The 18,750-nt window shown below is 71.5% G+C and carries 18 protein-coding genes; 14 read left to right on the forward strand and 4 right to left on the reverse strand.

Translation table 11 applies throughout. From position 1 onward, the window contains the following. Positions 1–12: 12 nt before the first annotated feature. The 9 genes from AB0E05_RS28470 to AB0E05_RS28510 all read left to right on the forward strand — a co-directional run bounded on the left by AB0E05_RS28470 (position 13) and on the right by AB0E05_RS28510 (position 8,983). On the forward strand, positions 13–960 hold the full coding sequence (locus AB0E05_RS28470) for an aromatase/cyclase (RefSeq protein ID WP_361968578.1): 948 nt from the start codon (positions 13–15) through the stop codon (positions 958–960). Beyond that, on the forward strand, positions 957–2,492 hold the full coding sequence (locus AB0E05_RS28475) for an FAD-dependent monooxygenase (protein WP_361968580.1): 1,536 nt from the start codon (positions 957–959) through the stop codon (positions 2,490–2,492). The genes AB0E05_RS28470 and AB0E05_RS28475 overlap by 4 nt, the downstream gene beginning before the upstream one ends. Before the next feature lie 195 nt (positions 2,493–2,687). Continuing rightward, the gene (locus AB0E05_RS28480; RefSeq protein WP_361968582.1) at positions 2,688–3,959 is read left to right on the forward strand and encodes a beta-ketoacyl-[acyl-carrier-protein] synthase family protein; all 1,272 of its coding nucleotides are present in this window, start codon (positions 2,688–2,690) and stop codon (positions 3,957–3,959) included. Beyond that, positions 3,956–5,161, forward strand: a complete 1,206-nt coding sequence (locus AB0E05_RS28485) for a ketosynthase chain-length factor (protein WP_361968583.1) — start codon at positions 3,956–3,958, stop codon at positions 5,159–5,161. The genes AB0E05_RS28480 and AB0E05_RS28485 overlap by 4 nt, the downstream gene beginning before the upstream one ends. 67 nt (positions 5,162–5,228) lie before the next feature. Further along, positions 5,229–5,489 (forward strand): acyl carrier protein, encoded by a 261-nt coding sequence (locus AB0E05_RS28490; RefSeq protein ID WP_361968584.1) that lies wholly within the window; start codon positions 5,229–5,231, stop codon positions 5,487–5,489. Between the two features lie 30 nt (positions 5,490–5,519). Continuing rightward, a complete protein-coding gene (locus AB0E05_RS28495) occupies positions 5,520–6,704 on the forward strand; it encodes a cytochrome P450 (protein ID WP_361539909.1) in 1,185 nt (394 codons plus the stop codon). Continuing rightward, positions 6,701–6,919, forward strand: coding sequence for a ferredoxin (locus AB0E05_RS28500; protein WP_361968586.1), 219 nt, complete (start codon positions 6,701–6,703; stop codon positions 6,917–6,919). Before AB0E05_RS28495 ends, AB0E05_RS28500 begins: the two co-directional genes overlap by 4 nt. Before the next feature lie 103 nt (positions 6,920–7,022). Continuing rightward, positions 7,023–7,994, forward strand: a complete 972-nt coding sequence (locus AB0E05_RS28505; RefSeq protein WP_361968588.1) for an ACP S-malonyltransferase — start codon at positions 7,023–7,025, stop codon at positions 7,992–7,994. Beyond that, positions 7,991–8,983, forward strand: coding sequence for an acyltransferase domain-containing protein (locus AB0E05_RS28510; RefSeq protein WP_361968590.1), 993 nt, complete (start codon positions 7,991–7,993; stop codon positions 8,981–8,983). The genes AB0E05_RS28505 and AB0E05_RS28510 overlap by 4 nt, the downstream gene beginning before the upstream one ends. A gap of 159 nt (positions 8,984–9,142) precedes the next feature. Here the strand turns inward: AB0E05_RS28510 and AB0E05_RS28515 are convergent, their stop codons facing one another. From AB0E05_RS28515 to AB0E05_RS28530, 4 genes are all read right to left on the reverse strand, one after another. Next, complete coding sequence (locus AB0E05_RS28515) at positions 9,143–9,754, reverse strand: hypothetical protein (RefSeq protein WP_361968592.1); 612 nt, start codon at positions 9,752–9,754, stop codon at positions 9,143–9,145. A gap of 637 nt (positions 9,755–10,391) precedes the next feature. Then, positions 10,392–10,997: a response regulator transcription factor gene (locus AB0E05_RS28520; RefSeq protein WP_361968594.1), complete on the reverse strand. Its 606-nt coding sequence runs from the start codon at positions 10,995–10,997 to the stop codon at positions 10,392–10,394. A gap of 197 nt (positions 10,998–11,194) precedes the next feature. Further along, a complete protein-coding gene (gene rfbB / locus AB0E05_RS28525) occupies positions 11,195–12,181 on the reverse strand; it encodes a dTDP-glucose 4,6-dehydratase (RefSeq protein ID WP_361968596.1) in 987 nt (328 codons plus the stop codon). Continuing rightward, the gene (locus tag AB0E05_RS28530) at positions 12,178–13,245 is read right to left on the reverse strand and encodes a glucose-1-phosphate thymidylyltransferase (RefSeq protein ID WP_361968598.1); all 1,068 of its coding nucleotides are present in this window, start codon (positions 13,243–13,245) and stop codon (positions 12,178–12,180) included. Before AB0E05_RS28530 ends, rfbB begins: the two co-directional genes overlap by 4 nt. 815 nt (positions 13,246–14,060) lie before the next feature. Between AB0E05_RS28530 and AB0E05_RS28535 the strand changes: the two genes are divergently transcribed. The 5 genes from AB0E05_RS28535 to AB0E05_RS28555 all read left to right on the forward strand — a co-directional run bounded on the left by AB0E05_RS28535 (position 14,061) and on the right by AB0E05_RS28555 (position 18,669). Then, a complete protein-coding gene (locus AB0E05_RS28535) occupies positions 14,061–15,200 on the forward strand; it encodes a glycosyltransferase (RefSeq protein WP_361968600.1) in 1,140 nt (379 codons plus the stop codon). Continuing rightward, a complete protein-coding gene (locus AB0E05_RS28540; protein WP_361968602.1) occupies positions 15,197–16,018 on the forward strand; it encodes a class I SAM-dependent methyltransferase in 822 nt (273 codons plus the stop codon). Before AB0E05_RS28535 ends, AB0E05_RS28540 begins: the two co-directional genes overlap by 4 nt. Next, entirely contained in the window at positions 16,015–16,458 is a 444-nt protein-coding gene (locus AB0E05_RS28545; protein WP_361968604.1) for an FdtA/QdtA family cupin domain-containing protein, read from the forward strand. The genes AB0E05_RS28540 and AB0E05_RS28545 overlap by 4 nt, the downstream gene beginning before the upstream one ends. Further along, complete coding sequence (locus tag AB0E05_RS28550; protein WP_361968606.1) at positions 16,455–17,564, forward strand: DegT/DnrJ/EryC1/StrS family aminotransferase; 1,110 nt, start codon at positions 16,455–16,457, stop codon at positions 17,562–17,564. The genes AB0E05_RS28545 and AB0E05_RS28550 overlap by 4 nt, the downstream gene beginning before the upstream one ends. A gap of 85 nt (positions 17,565–17,649) precedes the next feature. Further along, positions 17,650–18,669 (forward strand): methyltransferase, encoded by a 1,020-nt coding sequence (locus tag AB0E05_RS28555; protein ID WP_361968608.1) that lies wholly within the window; start codon positions 17,650–17,652, stop codon positions 18,667–18,669. The last annotated feature ends 81 nt before the right edge of the window (positions 18,670–18,750 follow it).

Consider the following 18,750-nt stretch of genomic DNA (forward strand, 5'->3'; position numbering starts at 1 on the left):
TACGGAGTTGCCATGTCCGGACCGGAGGTCCGCGAAGTAGAGCACGAGATCACGGTGGACGCGTCCGCCAAGGCCGTCTACCAACTGCTGGTCGAGGTGGAGGACTGGCCGGCGATGTTCCCGCCGAGCGTGCACGTGGAGCGCGTGGAGCAGGACGGCGAGCACGAGCGCATCCGCATCTGCGCCACCGCCAACGGCGCGGCGAAGAGCTGGACGTCCATCCGCCGGCTGCTGCCCGACGAGGGCGTCATCCGGTTCCGCCAGGAGAAGTCGAGCGCGCCGGTCGCCGGCATGGGCGGCACGTGGATCGTCGAGCCGCAGGGCGACGAGCGCTGTCGGGTGCGGCTGCTGCACGACTACCGCGCCGTGGACGACGACCCGGCGGCCCTGAAGTGGATCGCCGAGGCCGTCGACCGCAACAGCCACGCGGAGCTGGCCGCCCTGAAGACCACGGCGGAACTCGGCCCCGACGCCGCGCAGAAGCCGTTCACCTTCGACGACAGCTTGCAGATCGCCGGCACCGCCGCGGAGGTCTTCGCCTTCATCGACCAGGCGCAGCTGTGGCAGGAGCGGCTGCCGCACGTGGCGCGCGTGGTCCTGGAGGAGGAGACCGAGGGGCTCCAGCTCCTGGAGATGGACACCCGCTCCCCCGACGGCTCGATCCACACCACGAAGTCCGTCCGGGTGTGCCAGCGGCCCGCGGGCACCATCCACTACAAGCAGATCAAGCTGCCCGCGCTGATGACGCTGCACACCGGTCGGTGGAGCTTCACCGAGAACGCCGACGGGGTGCTGGCGGTCTCGCGGCACACCGTCGCCATCAACGAGGCGAAGATCGCCGAAGTGCTGGGCGAGGGCGCGGGGCTCGCCGAGGCGCGCGCCGCGGTACGGCGCGCCCTGGGCACCAACAGCCTGAGCACCCTCAACCACGCCAAGGTCCACGTCGAGGGCCGGTCTTGACGACCCCGCCGGCCGGCGGCGGGACGACGGGGTCCGGTACGGCGGACGTCAGGGCCGCGGTCCTCGTCGTCGGCGCCGGGCCCGTCGGGCTGCTGCTCGCCGGTGACCTCGGCGAACGGGGCGTGGACGTGGTGGTCGCCGACCGCCTGAGCGCGCCGATGACCGAGTCCCGTGCCTCCCAACTGGGGGCGCGCACCATGGAGGTGCTGGCCCAGCGCGGGCTGCTGGCCGACTTCGGCGACGACCTCGTCGCCGAGCCGCGCGGCCACTTCGCCGGTCTCACCTTCGACGCGTCCGGCGTGCCGAGCCCGTATCCGGGCCACTGGAAGGTCCCCCAGTTCCGCACCGAGGCGGTGCTTGCGCAGCGGGCGCTCGCTGCGGGCGTCCGGCTGCTGCGCGGGCACGAGCTGGCGGAGCTGTCCGAGGACGGCGCCGGCGTCGTCGCCCGCTTCCGCGCCGAGGACGGGCCGCGCACGGTCCGGGCCGCGTACGCGGTCGGCTGCGACGGCGGACACAGCACGGTCCGTTCGCTCGTCGGCTTCCCCGTCGAAGCGGGCCCGGCGCGCCGCGAGTTGCTGCGCGCCGACCTCACCGGGATCGAGGTGCCCGACCGGCGGTTCCACCTGCTGGAGCGGGGCTTCGCCGCGTCGGCCCGGCGCCCCGACGGGGTGACCCGGGTGATGGTCCGGGTCGCCGGCGCCCCGCCGGTCCGCCGGCAGGGCCCGCCGTCCCTGCGGGAGATCGTCGCGGCCTGGCGCACCGTCACCGGGGAGGACCTCGACGGCGCCGTGCCGATCTGGCGGGACGCCTTCGACGACTCCTGGGTGCAGGCCGCCGCCTATCGACGCGGACGGGTCCTGCTGGCCGGCGACGCAGCGCACGCGCACATGCCGGTGGGCGGCCAGTCGCTGAACCTCGGGCTCCAGGACGCGGCCAACCTGGGCTGGAAGCTCGCCGCCCGGGTGCAGGGCTGGGCCCCGCCCGGGCTGCTCGACAGCTACCACGACGAGCGGCATCCGGTCGGGCGGCGGGTCCTGGACAACGTCCAGGCGCAGGGCACGTTGATGTTCGGGGGCGCGGAGACCGCGCCGGTGCGCCAGGTGCTCGCCGAAGTGCTGGCGGACCCCGGCCCCCGGGACCGGATCGCCGCCTGGGTGACCGGCCTGGACGTGCGCTACGACGTCCGCGGCGACGACTCCGGCGAGCCGGCCCCGCTGATTGGATCCCGCGTCCCGGACCTGGCGCTGACCTGCTCGAACGGCGAACGCACCGGCGTCCACGCGCTGCTGCGCGACGGCCGCGGGCTGCTGCTCGACCTGGCGACCGGCCCGGCGTCGACCGCGGCCGACGCCGACGGCTGGGCCGACCGGGTCCACGCCGTACGCGCCACGGCCGCAGCCGACGGCGCGCCTTTCGCGTCCGTCCTCGTACGCCCGGACGGACACGTCGTGTGGACCGACCGCACGACGACCCCGCTGCGCACCGCGCTCACCGACTGGTTCGGCACCGCCGACCCGGCGGGCGCCCGGTAGCACCGAACGCACATGAACAGCCGCACCGCCCCCAGGGGCGTATCTGGCAAATCCCGTCTGGGCCGCGGCCCCCGCCCCAAGGGCGGACGACGCTATTTGTCAGACACGCCCCAGTCGAGTCCGGAGGGCGGGCAACGGCCATCCCGGAACTCCGGACTTCCGGATCACCAACCTGTCGTTTCTGTGGAGGACATCATGACGAGGCGGCGAGTGGTCATCACCGGTATCGGTGTACTCGCGCCGGGCGGCGTGGGCACCAAGAACTTCTGGTCCCTGATCAGCGAGGGACGCACCGCCACCCGGACCCTGACCCACTTCGACCCCACCCCCTACCGGTCGCGGGTCGCGGCCGAGGTCGACTTCCACCCGGAGGAGCACGGGCTGCGCGCCCAGGAGATCCGCCGGATGGACCGGGCCGCGCAGTTCGCCGTCGTCGCCGCCGCCGAGGCGGTCGCCGACAGCGGTCTGGAGCTGCCCGAGGTCGACCCGTACCGCATCGGCGTCACGATCGGCAGTGCCGTCGGCGCCACCACCAGCCTGGAGGACGAGTACCGGGTCGTCAGCGACGACGGCACCAAGCACCTCGTCGACCACTCCTACGCGACCCCGCACCTGTACGACTACCTCGTGCCCAGCTCCTTCGCCACCGAGGTGGCCTGGGCGGCCGGCGCCGAGGGACCGGCCACGGTGGTGTCCACCGGCTGCACCTCCGGCATCGACGCCGTGGGGCACGCCGTGGAGCTGATCCGTGAGGGCAGCGCCGACGTGATGGTCACCGGGGCCACGGAGGCCCCGATCTCCCCCATCACGGTCGCCTGCTTCGACGCCATCAAGGCCACCACGGTCCACAACGACGACCCGGAGCACGCCTCCCGCCCCTACGACAGCACCCGCAACGGCTTCGTCCTCGGCGAAGGCGCCGCGGTGTTCGTGCTGGAGGAGTACGAGTCGGCCCGGCGCCGCGGTGCGACCGTGTACGCCGAGGTCACCGGGTACGCCACGCGCAGCAACGCGTACCACATGACCGGGCTGCGCCCGGACGGCGCCGAGATGGCGGCGGCGATCACGGCCGCGCTGGACGAGAGCCGGTTCTCGCCGACGGACATCGACTACGTCAATGCCCACGGCTCCGGCACCAAGCAGAACGACCGGCACGAGACGGCCGCCTTCAAGGCCAGCCTGGGCGCGCACGCCTACCGGGTGCCGGTCAGCTCCATCAAGTCGATGGTGGGCCACTCCCTGGGTGCGATCGGCTCCATCGAGATCGCCGCGTCCGCGCTCGCCATCCGGCACAACGTGGTGCCCCCCACCGCGAACCTGCACCAGCAGGACCCCGAACTCGACCTGGACTACGTGCCCCTGACCGCCCGTGACTGGCGCACCGACCGGGTGCTCACGGTCGGCAGCGGCTTCGGCGGCTTCCAGAGCGCCATGGTCCTGTCCCGTCCCGAGAGGAGCGCGGCATGACGGCCGTGGCTGTCACCGGCATCGGAGCCATCGCCCCCAACGGGCAGGGCACCGAGGAGTACTGGAAGGCCACCTTGGCGGGGCGCAGCGGCATCGGTCCGCTGCGCCGCTTCGACGCCTCCGGCTACCCCGCGAAGCTCGCCGGCGAGATCGACCTGGACCCGGCCGAGCACCTGCCGAGCCGGCTCGTCCCGCAGACCGACCACATGACCCGGCTGTCGCTGATCGCGGCGCAGTGGGCGCTGGACGACGCGGGCGTGCAGCCGCAGGACCTGCCGGACTTCGGCGCCGGGGTGATCACCGCCAGCTCGGCGGGCGGCTTCGAGTTCGGCCAGCGGGAGTTGGAGAACCTCTGGCGCGAGGGCCCGAAGTACGTCAGTGCGTACCAGTCGTACGCCTGGTTCTACGCGGTGAACTCCGGGCAGATCTCGATCCGGCACGGCATGCGCGGCCCCAGCGGGGTCGTCGTCAGCGACCAGGCCGGCGGATTGGACGCGCTGGCCCAGAGCCGCCGCCAGATCCGCAAGGGCACCCAACTGGTGGTCTCGGGCGGGGTGGACGGTTCGCTGTGCCCCTGGGGCTGGGTGGCGCAGATGGCGGGCGACCGGATGAGCACCTCGGAGGATCCGGAGCGCGCCTACCTGCCCTTCGACGCACGGGCCAGCGGGCACGTGCCGGGTGAGGGCGGGGCGCACCTGGTGGTGGAGGACGTGGCGGCGGCGCGGGAGCGCGGCGCCCGGATCCACGGGCTGATCGCCGGGTACGGCTCCACGATGGACCCGCGGCCCGGCAGCGGGCGCGAGCCGGGGTTGCGCCGGGCCCTGACGCTGGCGCTGGAAGACGCCCAGGTGCGGCCCGACGAGGTCGACGTGGTCTTCGCGGACGGCGCCGCCGTGCCCGAACTCGACCGCATCGAGGCCGATGCGATCAACGAGGTCTTCGGCCGCGGCGGGGTGCCGGTGACGGCCCCGAAGACGATGACGGGCCGGCTGACCGCGGGCGCCGCCGCGCTGGACGTGGCGACCGCGCTGCTGGCGGTCCGCGACGGGGTGATCCCGCCGACGCTGCACGTCGACGACGCCGCCGCGTACGGCATCGACCTGGTCACCGGCCAGCCGCGGCAGGCCGCGGTGCGCACCGCGGTCGTCCTCGCCCGCGGACACGGCGGCTTCAACTCCGCCGTCGTGGTGCGGGCGGCGTGAGAGCCGCCGTCAGCCCGATCCGACAGACGCGCCCCGGCGCAGCACGACCGCCACGAAGGAGCGGAACATGAGCAGCTTCTCCATCGACGACCTCAAGCGCATCCTGCGGGAAGGAGCCGGCGCCACCGCCGAGTTGGACGGCGACATCCTCGACGCCAGCTTCGACGACCTCGGGTACGACTCCCTGGCGCTGCTGGAGACCGGCAGCCGCATCGGTCGTGAGTACGGGCTGGAGTTCGAGGACACGGCGTTCGCCGACGTCGAGACCCCGCGCGACCTGGTCGGCGTGGTCAATGCCCATCTGTCGGCCCCCGCGTCCCGCGGCTGACCCGAAGAACTTCCAAGGAGACGGAGCACCATGGCGACCGGCACCATCCCCCGCAGCGACATCGACCCGTACACCGACGCGTCGATCCTCTCCCCGTACGAGGACTACCGACGACTTCGCGACCTGGGACCCGTGGTGTGGCTGGAGGCGCACGAGGTCTACGCGGTGGCGCGCTACCGCGAGGTGTACGACGCGCTGCACGACCACACCACCTTCTCGTCGGCGTCGGGCGTGGGCCTGACGGAGACGCTCAACAAGGCCCAGAAGGGGTCCAGCTTCACCAGCGACCCGCCGTACCACGACTACGTGCGCGGGCTGGTGGCCCGCCATCTGAAGCCCAAGGCGCTGGAGGAGTTCCACGACTACATCGAGGGCTGGGCGAACACCCTCGTCGACCAGCTCATCGAGAAGGGCACCTTCGACGCGGTCACCGACTTCGCGCAGGCGTTCCCGCTGGCCGTGGTGCCCGATCTGCTCGGCTGGCCGGTGGACGAGGGCAAGGAGCGGCTGTTGGAGTGGGCGACCGCCGGCTTCAACGCCTTCGGTCCGCTCAACCAGCGGACGATGTCGGGCTTCCCGCTGCTGAAGGAGATGTCGGAGTTCCTGGCGCGGATGTCCGTGCCCGGCAATCTGCGGCCGGGCAGTTGGGGCGAGCAGTTGGTGACCGACGCGAAGGACGGCAAGATCGAGGAGTATCTGCTGCCGGGGCTCCTCGGCGACTTCCTCGCCCCGTCGATGGACACCTCCGTCAGTGCGCTCTCCAGCATGCTGTGGCTGCTGGGCACGCACCAGGAGCAGTGGGAGGAGATCCGCGCGGACGAGTCGCACATCCCGCGGGCGTTCAACGAGATCATCCGCATCGAGTCGCCGCTGCGCGGCTTCACCCGGCTGGTGACCCGCGAGCGGGAGCTCGGCGGGGTGTCGCTGGAGCCCGGGATGCGCGTCCTGCTGCTGTACGGCTCGGCCAACCGCGACGAGCGCCACTGGACGGAGCCGGACGCCTTCGACATCCACCGCCGCGCGGTGGCGCAGCACGTCGGCTTCGGCCACGGCATCCACGGGTGCGTGGGTCAGGCGCTGTCCCGGCTTGAGGGGCACAGCCTGCTCAAGGCGCTGTCGACGAAGGTCCGTTCCATCGAGGTCGGCGAGCCCACCTGGCGGTTGCACAACACCATCCGCGGCATCGCCTCGCTGCCGGTCACGCTGCACACGTGACCACTGCCGGGGAGAAGACCGACGGGATGCGGATCACCGTCGACCTCGACCGGTGCGAGGGGTACGGGCTGTGCGAGGCGGAGGCGCCCGAACTGCTCTTGCTCGACGACGGCCACGCGAACGTGCTGGTGGCCGGGGACGTACCGGAGGACCAGCGGGAGGCGGCGCTCAGCGCCGTGCACACGTGTCCCATCGCGGCGCTCAGGTTCACCTGAGCGCCGTCCGCGCCCGCACCGGAGCGGGGGTCGGCGACAGCGGTGCAGCACGAGACCGAAGCCATGAAGGAAAGCCACGGAGTAGAAGGGGGTGACGCCCGGGATGAGTTCGACCGCCTTCGTCTTCCCGGGACAGGGGTCGCAGCGCGTCGGGATGGGCCGTGACCTCGTCGCGGACCGGCCGGACCTGATCGAGTCCCACTACCGGGTCGCCGACGAGATCCTCGGGATCCCGCTGACGCAGCTGTGTTGGGAGGGGCCGGCGCAGGAGCTGCGGACCATGCCCGTCACCCAGCCGGCGGTGTTCCTGACCAGTGTCGTCGCCCATGAGGTGCTGCGCGGCCACGGCGTCGTTCCCGACGTGGTGACCGGGCACAGCCTGGGCGAGTTCGCCGCGATGGTCGCGGCCGGGGTGCTCGACCTGCGGGACGGGCTGCGCCTGGTCCGGCTGCGCGGCGAGCTGATGGACTCGGTCAACCGGACCGTGCCCGGCTGTCTGGGCGTCGTGATCGGCATCCCGGTCGCCGGGGTGGAGGAGCTGTGCGCCCGTGCCGCCGCCGACACGGGCGAGGTCGTGGAGATCGCCAACCTCAACGAGGACCGGCAGATCGTGGTGTCCGGCGGACTCGCCGGAGTGGCGCAGTTGCTCAAGTACGCGGACGCCGCGGGCGCCGAGCGGGTGCTCACCCTGGACATCGGCGGGCCGGCGCACTGCAGCCTCCTGTCGGGCATCGAGGAGGAGTTCGGGCGCGCGATCGACGGCCTCGAACTGCGGGACCCGGTGATCCCGATCTACTCGGCGCTGACCGCGGCCCCGGTGCTCGACGCACGGCAGGCCGCCCGGTGCCTGCGCCGTCAGTTCACCAGTCGGGTGCTGTGGGCGGACACCGTGCGCGCCCTGACGGCCTCGGGCGTCGGGCGGTTCGTCGAGGTCGGCGCCGGCAAGGCGCTGAGCAAGCTGTGCCAGCGGATCTCCCCGGACTCGGAGGTGTACCGCACCAATGACGCCCCGCGCCTGGCCCAGGCCGTGGCGGCGCTGGGCGCGGCGCACTCCCCCGGGGCGCTGGCCCGGTGACCGCGCCCCCGATCGCCCTGCTCCTGCCGGGGCAGGGCTTCCAACACGTCGGCATGGCCGTCGAGCTGTACCGGCGCGAGCCCCGGTTCACCGCGGTCGCCGATGCGTTCCTGCCCGCGCTGGGGCCCTGGGGGGCGGGGGTGCGTCAGACGTGGCTCGGCCTGGTCGACGGCGCGCCCGCCGACCGGGGCGTCACCGCGCAGCCCCTGCTGTTCCTGATCGGGTACGGCATCGGGGAGGCGCTGGCGGCCCGCGGCGTGCGCCCGGCCGTCCTGATCGGGCACAGCGTGGGCGAGTTGGCCGCCGCGACGCTCGCGGGGGTGTTCTCCCCCGCCGCGGCGGCCCGGATCCTCGCGGCGCGCTGCGCCTCGCTCGCGGAGGCCCCCGCCGGCGGCATGCTGGCCGTGGCGGGGGCGCCGGAGCCGGTGCTGGAGCGGGTACGGGCCGAGGGCGGGTGCGCGGACGTGGCGCTGGGTGCGCACAACGGGCCGGCGCAGACGGTGCTCGCCGGCCCGGAGCCGGCGTTGACCGCGGCCGAACGGACCCTGCGCGAGCAGGGACTCACGGCGCGCCGGGTACGGGCGTTGGAGCCGTGGCACGCCCCGGCGATGCAGCGGGCCGCGGACCGGTTCCGCGCCGCGGTCGCGGCCGAGGTGCTGAGCCCGCCGCGGATACCGATCGTGTCCACCCGCACCGGTCGGCCGGTGTCGGACGGCGAGGCGGTGCGGCCCGACTTCTGGGCCGACCAGATGGCGCTGCCCGTGCGGTTCTGGCCGGCGCTGTGCACCGTGTTGGACGGTGCGGCGCACACGGTGGCCGACGCCGCCCCCGCGGGGGCGCTGGCGACCCTGGCGCGCCGTCACCCTTCGGTGCGCGCAGGCGACAGCCCCGTCGTACCGCTGTTGGCGCCCGCTTCGCGCGAGCCCTGGCCCGTGTGGACGGGGGCGGTGCAGCGGCTGACGGGGTCGGTGCCGCAGCCGGCGCCGTGAGCGGTTCGGGAAGCCCCTGGCCGGGGCTTCCCGGTCCGATGTGCTCGTCGTCGCGCCGGTGACGAACGCTCATATACGTGCGGGCGCGCACGCACGTGTGGGGCGCCCACCCCGTCGGGTGGCGCCCCACACGTTCACCGGCGCCGGCGCCGCATCAGGTCAGCCCCGCAGCGCCGCGGTCACGTCCCCAGCGTGGTAGTACACGCGTCCCGCGACCTTTCGCCGACGCCATTCGTTCTGGTTGGCGAGTCGGTAGATGCTGCCGTTCGGCAGGTTCCACAGCGCCTTGATGTCCACGACCGTGTACCAGGCGCGCGGGCTGGCGGTGCGGCCGTGCGCGGCCGTGCGGAGCGCGGCCCACTCGTCCGGTCCCCACGCGTGGGTCACGTCCGCGCTGCACCGGATCTCCGACGGCTTCGCGTCGGCGCTCGGCGACTTGACCACGGCCCTCAGCTTGCCGGAGCAGTCCTGGTGGACGCAGGCGCCGAGGGGCACGATCCGCACCCGGTCGGACTCGGTGGCCCTGCGGGCGAGCCGGGTGAGGGCCCGCAACTCCTCCAACACGTCCCTGGCCGCCCAGTGCTCGGCGAGCCAGGACACGTGGTCCTGGCAGAAGCGTGCCATCGGCGCGACACGCCGTTCGGGCGCCTCGATCCCCCGCTCCTCGACCACCAGGGCCGACCAGGAGGCCAGTACCGCCCGGACCCGGGAGCGCACTTCGGCGGCGTTGTCGTCGAACGGCAGGTCACGCCGCCCGGCGCCGCCGGACACCCTTTCCTGGACCGTACGGGATCCCCCGAGGGCCGCCTCACACGCGAAGTACAGCGCGGGCAGCTCCCCGAAGGCGGTGAACAGTTCGTCCTTGCAGCAGTCGCACAGGGTGGTGCCTCCCTCGGCTGTGCAACCGACCGTGACTTTCGGAGCGCGGCAGTGATTCCATGACGGGCTTCGCATAGTCGCGCCAGATCCCCCTTGTTTCAGCCAGACATCTCGACTGGTTTCCCACCACCGTAGGGCAGCAAGACTCCACGGGGGAGTGTCTTCATCATCAACACATTATGGAAAACCCATGCGCATCGTGAAGAACGCACATCGTCATGTGCGTCAATCACGTGATGGTCACGTCCGGCGCGAACATGACATCCAGAAGGCGTCATTCACCGGGTCTCACCTGCATAAATAACTGTCAGCACAACCGAAGTACACGTCGTGACTGGCGAGAAAACATCTTCCCAAGCCCCGATGGCGAGCCCGCGAAGTGCCCTACGGAGCCCCGGCGAACGCCCGCCGTCCTTGCCCCGCCGGCCCCGCGGAGCGGTCGCCAACGCGCAAGGGCCGGGGTGGGCACCGTAGGTGTTCCAGCCACCTCGGGCCCGCCCCGGCCGCATGGACGCCGAAGGAGGGAAGGTCACAACCAGCCCGCGTCGGCCGCGATCCGGACCGCATCCATCCTGGTCCGCGCATTGAGCTTGGTGGTGACCGAGCTCAGGTAGTTGCGGACCGTACCCGGCGACAGATGGAGCCGCGCGGCGATCTCGGGCACGCCGTCACCGGCCGCCGCCAGCCGCAGGATCTCCAGTTGACGCTCCGTGAGTGGCGGCGGCGGTGACTGCCACGCCGAAACGGCGAGGTCGAAGTCGATGACCCGCAGCCCCGCCGCCAACTCCCTTATGGTGCTGACGAGTTTCTCTGGTGGGGATTCCTTGACCAGGAATCCGCCCACCTGGATATCGAGGGCCCGCCGCACGATCGTCGGCCGCCACGTACTCGTCAGAATGAGCGTGCGCGTGTTCGGCAGCTCTTCATGAATTTGTTGGATAGACGACAGGTCATCATGTCCCGGCGTATCGATATCGATCACCGCAACGTCCGGCTCAAAACGGCGTGCAGCCGGCACCAACTCGCGTCCCGCCGCTAATTCGGCAACGACGACGATGTCGTTCTCCTGCGCCAGAAGCGCGAGAAATGCCCCCCGTACCATACGGCCGTCTTGGGCGAGCAGAACCTTAATCACTTTCCCTCCAGAGGTGAACGCGAGTGTCCTGCAGCGCGCCAATGGCAACGCCAGTCGGTCACGAGCTTAGCCTCTGAGGATCCGTTTGGGCAGGGACAAGTTTCCCTGTGCACGGATTGAAGACCCGCTTACCCTGCGGTTAAGCGGATGAGATGTGGGCGCACCAGCCGGCGCGCCGGCGCGCGATGCGGACGGTCTCACACCATCGCGCGCTCCTTCAACGGCTCCCACCACTTGCGATTCCCCCGATACCAAGCGACAGTTTCAGCCAGTCCGGCAGTCAAGTTTCGGACAGGCTGGTATCCCAGCTCGGTGCGGATCTTAGTACAGTCGACTGAGTACCGGCGGTCGTGACCTTTGCGATCGGCGACGTACTTCACGCTGTCGCCGTCGGCGCCGCACGCCGTCACCAACAGATCCGCGAGCTCACGGTTGGTCAGCTCGGTGCCACCCCCGATGTTGTAGACCTCGCCCGGGCGACCCTTGGTGCGCACCAGCTCGACACCCTGCACATGATCGTCCACGTGCAGCCAGTCACGGACGTTGCGCCCGTCACCGTAGAGGGGAACCTTCTCCCCGTCCAGGAGGTTGGTCACAAACAACGGAATGATCTTTTCCGGGTACTGGTGGGGGCCGTAGTTGTTGGAGCACCGGGTGACCCGCACGTCCAGGCCGTGGCTGCGGTGGTAGCTCAACGCCAGCAGATCGGCCGCGGCCTTGCTGGCGGAGTAGGGCGAGTTGGGCGCGAGCGGTCGCTCCTCCGACCAGGAGCCCTCGTCGATGGAGCCGTACACCTCGTCGGTCGAAATCTGGACGAAGGTGCGCACTCCCTCCTTGAGTGCCGCGTCCAACAGGACCTGGGTGCCCACCACGTTGGTGCGCACGAAGGGGGCCGAGGACTCCAAGGAGCGGTCCACGTGGGACTCGGCCGCGAAGTGGACGACCTCGTCGACCCGGGCCATCAACATGCCCACCAGCGAACTGTCGGTGACGTCGCCGCGGACGAAGCCGAAGGCGGGGTGCTCGCGCACCGGGTCCAGGTTCGCCGGATTGCCGGCGTACGTCAGCCGGTCGAGGACGGTGACCTTGACGTCACCGGGGCCGTTCGGCCCGAGGAGCGTGCGCACGTAGTGCGAGCCGATGAAGCCCGCGCCGCCGGTCACCAGGATGTGTGTCGAAGTCATGAGGAGATCTGCACCTTGCTGTGGTCGCCGAGGATCAGTCGGTGGGCGTGCGGGACGGCGGGGGCGGGCGCGACGGTCACGTTGCGCCCGATGAGCGAAGCCTCCACCCGACGCACCCCCTTGATCGAGGAGTCGCGCAGCACGATGGAGAACTCGATCTCGCTGTTCTCGATCCGGCAGCCCTCCGACACGGAGGTGTACGCCCCGACGTACGAGTCGCTGATCACGGTTCCGCGCCCGATGATCGCCGGTCCGACGATCCGCGACCGCTCCACCCGGGCGCCCGCTTCGACGGTCACCCGCCCGATGAGCTGGCTCTCCTCGTCGACGCTGCCCTCGATCCAGGGCTCCATGGTCTCCAGCACGGACCGGTTGACCTCCAGCATGTCGATGACGTTGCCGGTGTCCTTCCAGTAGCCGGTGATGGTGGTGGAGCGCACCCGGTAGCTGCGGTCGATGAGCCACTGGATGGCGTGCGTGATCTCCAACTCGCCGCGCAGGGAGGGCTGGATCGCACGGACCGCCTCGTGCACGGCGGGGGTGAACAGATAGACGCCGACGAGGGCCAGGTCGCTCTGCGGGTGCTGGGGCTTCTCCTCCAGCCGGACCACCTCCCCGGCCGCGTCGAGTTCGGCGACGCCGAAGACCGAGGGGTCCGACACCCGGGTCAGCAGGATCTGGGCGTCCGGGCGGTCCTCGCAAAAGCCGTGCACCAGGTCCGCGATGCCGCCGACGATGAAATTGTCGCCGAGGTACATCACGAAGTCGTCGTCCCCGAGGAAGTCCCGGGCGACCAGCACCGCGTGGGCGAGTCCAAGGGGAAGTTCCTGGGGAATGTAGGTGACGTCGATGCCGAATTTGGAGCCGTCGCCGACTGCCTCGCGAATCTCGTCCGCAGTGTCGCCGACGATGATGCCGACCTCACGGATCCCCGCTTCGGCAATGGCTTCAAGACCGTAGAAGAGCACGGGCTTGTTGGCGACGGGGACCAACTGCTTGGCGGAGGTGTGGGTGAGGGGACGGAGCCGCGTTCCGGCGCCGCCGGACAGGACGAGGGCCTTCACGGGCGGCCACCTCGCGCCAGGAATTGGCTGCGGACGCCGTAACGAGCATCGATGACGGACTTGTGCGACGGCATTTTTCTCCCAGATTCCGGCCGAAGCCTTATGCCGCCCATCCTTCACATCAGAGGCGGACCAACAGGCTTGGTCAAGGGTGATGCACCGGCAATAAAGCCTAGGCACACGCCGACTGGACTGTCCAGGCTTTCTCGTCACCACCCCATGAATTGCTGCCCGGGTGGAATGTTGATTTACCAGGGGCATTCATTGTGCACATCCCGGCACTGAATTCCTCACGCCGGCGGCGGGACTGGACGAAGGACCCGGCCGGTCGGCTACGGGGGTTTGAACCGACCGACCGGGTCGCCCACTCGGACGGAGATTATCTCCGCCCTGAGGTATCTTCATGATAAAGCTAATTGCTCCCTGGACCGCTTGTCAACAGACCTTCGGCCCTCACCTCCGGCCCCCGGAGCACGGCGCCGAGGCGGAGCGACCCGACGCCCACGGGGTCCGCCCGACCCCCCTTGACACCGCGACCAGCCGTGAAGAAGATTGCGTCCATCGTGGAACTGCTGTGCCTCACCGGCCCGTTCCCACTCTGAGCGCCGCCCGGACCCGACCCTCACCCGGCGTTCCGACTCACCCTCCGCGCACCGCGCCCTTCGAGCGCACGGCGCTGCTCCTTCCCGTACGCATCCCGCGTCGCGCATCCCGTACGCCCTCCCGGACACCTCGGCGTCCCGACCGGCCCGCGCCCTCACCGCGAGCCGGCGCTCCGCCCTGCCCGGACGGCGGCCCAGACCTTACGGAGAAGCATGAAAGTCCTGTTCATCGCAGCGGGAACCAGCCCCGCCGGCGTCTTCGCCCTCGCCCCGCTCGCGACCGCGGTGCGCAACGCAGGTCACGAGATCCTGGTGGCCTCCTTCGACGAGCTGACCTCCAGCATCGAGTCGGTCGGGCTGCCCCCGGTGGCCGTGGTCACCGAGCACACCACCGAGAGCATCAAGCAGCTCGACCGCCCCGGCGGCCCGATCGAGTTCCCCTGGTCGCCGGATCAGGAACTGCCGTACGTGGGGCGCTGGTTCGGCCGGCAGGCCGCCGTCAGCCTCGACGGGCTGCTCGAACTCACCCGGCACTGGCGCCCCGACCTCGTCATCGGCGGCACCGACGCGCACGCCGCCGGGCTGATCGCCGCCCACCTCGGCGTCCCGCACGTCCGCCAGGCGTGGGACTGGCTGCACTTCGGGGGCGCCGAGCAGTACGCCGCCGAGGAGCTCGCCCCCGAGCTGGAGCGGCTGGGCCTCGCGGAACTGCCCGCCCCGGACGTCTTCCTGGACATCTGCCCGCCGAGCCTCCTCCCCTCGTTCGCCACGCCCGGCCGCCCCATGCGCTGGGTGCCCGGCAACCGTCAGCGGGCGCTGGAGCCGTGGATGTACGCCAAGGGCGAGCGCCCGCGGATCTGCGTCACGTACGGCAGCTTCCGCACCGCCATGCCGCAGATCTTCGAGCACCTGTGCGCGCTGCTGACCCGGCTGGTGGACCTGGACGCCGAGATCGTGGTCGCCGCGAACGAGGCCGCGACGGAGAAGCTGCGCGAGCGCTTCCCGCAGGTCCGCGCCGGCTGGGTGCCGCTGGAGTTCCTGCTGCGCACCTGTGACGGCATCGTGCACAGCGGCGGTCTGACCGCGCTGAACGCCATGTCCGCCGGGATCCCGCAGGTCGTGCTCAACCAGTTCGTCGCCTTCGAGCCGTCGCTGGCCCTGCTGCAGCAGCAGGGCTCCGCGGTCGTGCTGCACCGCGAGGAGGGCTCCCCCGACGGCACCTTCGAAGCCTGCCGCAAGGTGCTGTCCGACGGGAGCTACGGCCAGCAGGCCCGGGTCCTCGCCGATGAACTCAACTCCCTGCCCACCCCGAACGACGTGGTCAAGGACCTGGAAGGACTGGTGCGCGGATGAACGCCCCCTCGGTCACCCGGCCCACCGCGCCGGTGACCCCCGCCGACGTCGAGCAGGCGTACGGCGCCGAGCACGCCGACGTCTACGACGCGATCTACCGCGGCCGGGGCCGCGACTACGCCGCCGAGGCGGACGCCTTCCTCGCCGTGCTGCGCACCCGGCGCCCCGAGGTCACCAGCCTGCTCGACGTGGCCTGCGGCACCGGTGCCCACCTCGCGGCGCTGCGCGCCTCGGTCGACCACGTCGAGGGCGTCGAGCTGTCGCCGTGGATGCACACCCTGGCGACCCGCCAGCTGCCGGGCGTCGCCGTCCACCAGGACGACATGCGCTCCTTCAACCTCAGCCGTCGGTTCTCCGCCGTGACCTGCCTGTTCAGCTCGGTGGGCTATCTGAAGACGGTCGAGGACCTCCGGCGGACCCTGCGCACCTTCCGGGCGCACACGGCGCCCGGCGGGGTCGCGCTGGTCGAGCCGTGGTGGTTCCCCGAGACGTTCCTCGACGGCTACGTCGGCAGCAGCCTGGTGGAGGTCGACGGCCGGACCATCGCCCGGGTCTCCCACACCGTGCGCGCCGGGAACACCAGCCGGATGACCGTCGAGTACACCGTCGCGGAGCCCGTGAACGGCGTGCGCCGCTTCTCCGACCTGCACGTGCTCACGCTCTTCACCCGCGAGCAGTACGAGGAGGCCTTCGAGCAGGCCGGCTTCGCGGTGGAGTTCCTCAAGGACGGGCCGTCGGGCCGCGGGCTCTTCCTCGGCGTCGCGCCCGCGAAGACGGACGAGAAGGCGCACGGCACGACGGACGGAGGGCGGCGATGAACCACGGCACGGACGTCAGCCGGGTCGGCAAGGTCCGCCCGTGCACACTGATGAACCTCCAGACGATCGGGGACCCGCGCGGCCAGTTGGCCGTGGTCGAGGGCGCCAAGGACATCGGCTTCCCGGTCAAGCGGCTCTTCTACTTGTACGACCTGCCTCCGTCGTCGGTCCGCGGCGACCACGCCCACCGCAATCTGGAGCAGTTCGTCATCCCCATCAACGGCAGCTTCGACGTCGCCGTCGACGACACCGTCGACACCGCCGTCTGCCGCCTCGACGACCCCGGGCAGGGCCTCTACATCGGCCCGATGGTGTGGAACAGCCTGGTGAACTTCTCCGCGGGCGCCATCGCGCTGGTCCTGGCCTCCGAGCACTACGACGAGGCGGACTACTACCGCCGTTACGACGAGTTCCTCGCGGACGCGGGAGCGCGGACATGAAGGTCCCGTATCTGGACCTGAAGGGGCCGCACGCCGAGATCCGGGCCGAGTTGGACGCCGCGTACCACCGCGTCGTGGACTCGGGGTGGTTCGTGCTCGGCGAGGAGGTGCGCGCCTTCGAGGAGGAGTACGCCGCCTACTGCGGGGCCGCGCACTGCGTGAGCGTCGCCACCGGGTGCGACGCGCTGGAACTCGCCCTGCGGGCGCTCGACATCGGCCCGGGCGACGAGGTCGTGGTGCCCAGCGCCACGTACATCGCCACCTGGCTCGCGGTCTCCGAGACGGGCGCGGACGTGGTGCCCGTCGAGGTCGACCCGGACACCCATCTGCTGGATCCGGCCGCGGTCGAGGCGGCGATCACCCCCGCGACCCGCGCCGTCATGCCCGTGCACCTCTACGGACAGCCGGCGGACCTGCCCGCGCTGCGGCGGATCGCCGACCGGCACGGACTCGCGCTGATCGACGACGCGGCGCAGGCGCACGGCGCCCGGCTGCACGGCACCCGGGTTGGCGGCGGCGGGCAGGCGACCGCCACCGCGTTCAGCTTCTACCCCGGGAAGAACCTGGGCGCGCTCGGCGACGGCGGCGGCGTGCTCACCGACGACGCCGAACTCGCCGACCGGCTGCGGCTGCTGCGGAACTACGGCTCCCGCAGCAAGTACCACCACGAGCTGAAGTCGACCAACTCCCGGCTGGACGAGCTGCACGCCGCGGTGCTGCGGGCCAAGCTCCCACACCTGGAGCGCTGGAACGGCCGACGGGCCGAGATCGCCGAACGCTACCGGGCCGCCTTCGCGGACCTGCCCGGGCTGCGGCCGACGGCCGTGCCCGAGGGGGCCGAGCCCTCCTGGCACCTCTACGTCGTGTGCTGCGACGACCGGGACGCGGTGCAGCGCAGCCTGACCGACGCGGGGGTGGGCACCTTGATCCACTACCCCGTACCGGTCCACCTCTCCCCCGCCTACGCCGATGAGAAGCGCTGGCCGGCGGGGACGTACCCGCGTGCGGAGGCCGTCGCGGCGCAGGTGCTGAGCCTGCCGATGGGCCCCCATCTCAGCGACGGGGACGTCCGATACGTCATCGACGCGGTGCGCGACGCGGTGTGAGCCGCCCGCGCGGCACCGCCCCGTCCCGCACCCCGCTCCACCCCACCACCTCCACCCGACCGCGACCGAAAGGGAACCGCGCGCCATGACCCCTCCTCCCCAGCTGCCGCCGTCCGTCCGGGTGCTCCAGCTCGCCACCGCCAGCTGGATGGCCGCCGCCGTCAGCGCGGCGGCCGAGCTCGGCATCGCCGACGCCCTCGGCGACGGGCCCCGGACCTCGGACGAGATCGCCGCGGCCGTGGGCGCCCACCCGCCCACGCTCTACCGCCTGCTGCGGGCGGGCACGGACGTCGGGCTCTTCGAGGAGCGCGACGGCAAGGTGTTCGCCAACACCCCGGTCGGCGAGGCCCTGCGCACCGACTCGCCGACCTCCATGCGCAACTTCGCCCGCTGGGTCGGGCTCACCGCCGACCGCGCCACCTGGGCCGGGCTCGCCGACAGCGTGCGCACCGGCTCCCCGGCCTTCGAGCGGATGCACGGCCAGGACGTGTGGGACTTCATGCGGGACCACACGGACGTCTCCGGGGTCTTCAACGACGCCATGACCGAGGCGTCCCGGCAGCTCATCGCGCCCGTCGTGGACGCGTTCGACTTCCATGACATCGGGACCCTGGTGGACGTGGCCGGTGGGCGCGGGGCGCTGCTGTCCGCGGTCCTGAAGGCCAACCCGAAGACCCGGGGCGTGCTGTACGACCAGCCCGAGGTGGTCGCCGAGGCCGCGCAGACCTTCGCCCGCAACGGCGTCGCGGACCGCGTGGAGATCATCGGCGGCGACTTCTTCTCCTCGGTGCCGCCGGCCGGCGACGCGTACCTGCTCTCCAACGTGCTGCACGACTGGGACGACGAGAGCTCCCTGAAGATCCTCGCCAACTGCCGTGCCGCTTTGGGCGACGGGGGTCGGGTGCTGCTGGTGGAGGCCGTGATGACGGACGGTGCCCGGCCCAACCCGACGGTCTCGCTGATGGACCTGAACATGCTGGTGCTCTGCGGCGGCCAGCAGCGCACCGAGGCCGAGTTCGCCGACCTCTTCGACCGCGCGGGGCTGCGGCTGACCCGGATCGTCGGGGCGGGCCTGCACAGCGTGGTCGAAGCCGTCCGGGCCTGACCCACGACACCTGCGGGACCCCGAAGACCGCGGCGGTCGCAGATCACGACGACCCCCGTGGCTTCGGAGATCGCGGAGATC

The organism is Streptomyces sp. NPDC048057, assembly GCF_040653095.1.
Classification (GTDB): Bacteria; Actinomycetota; Actinomycetes; order Streptomycetales; family Streptomycetaceae; genus Streptomyces.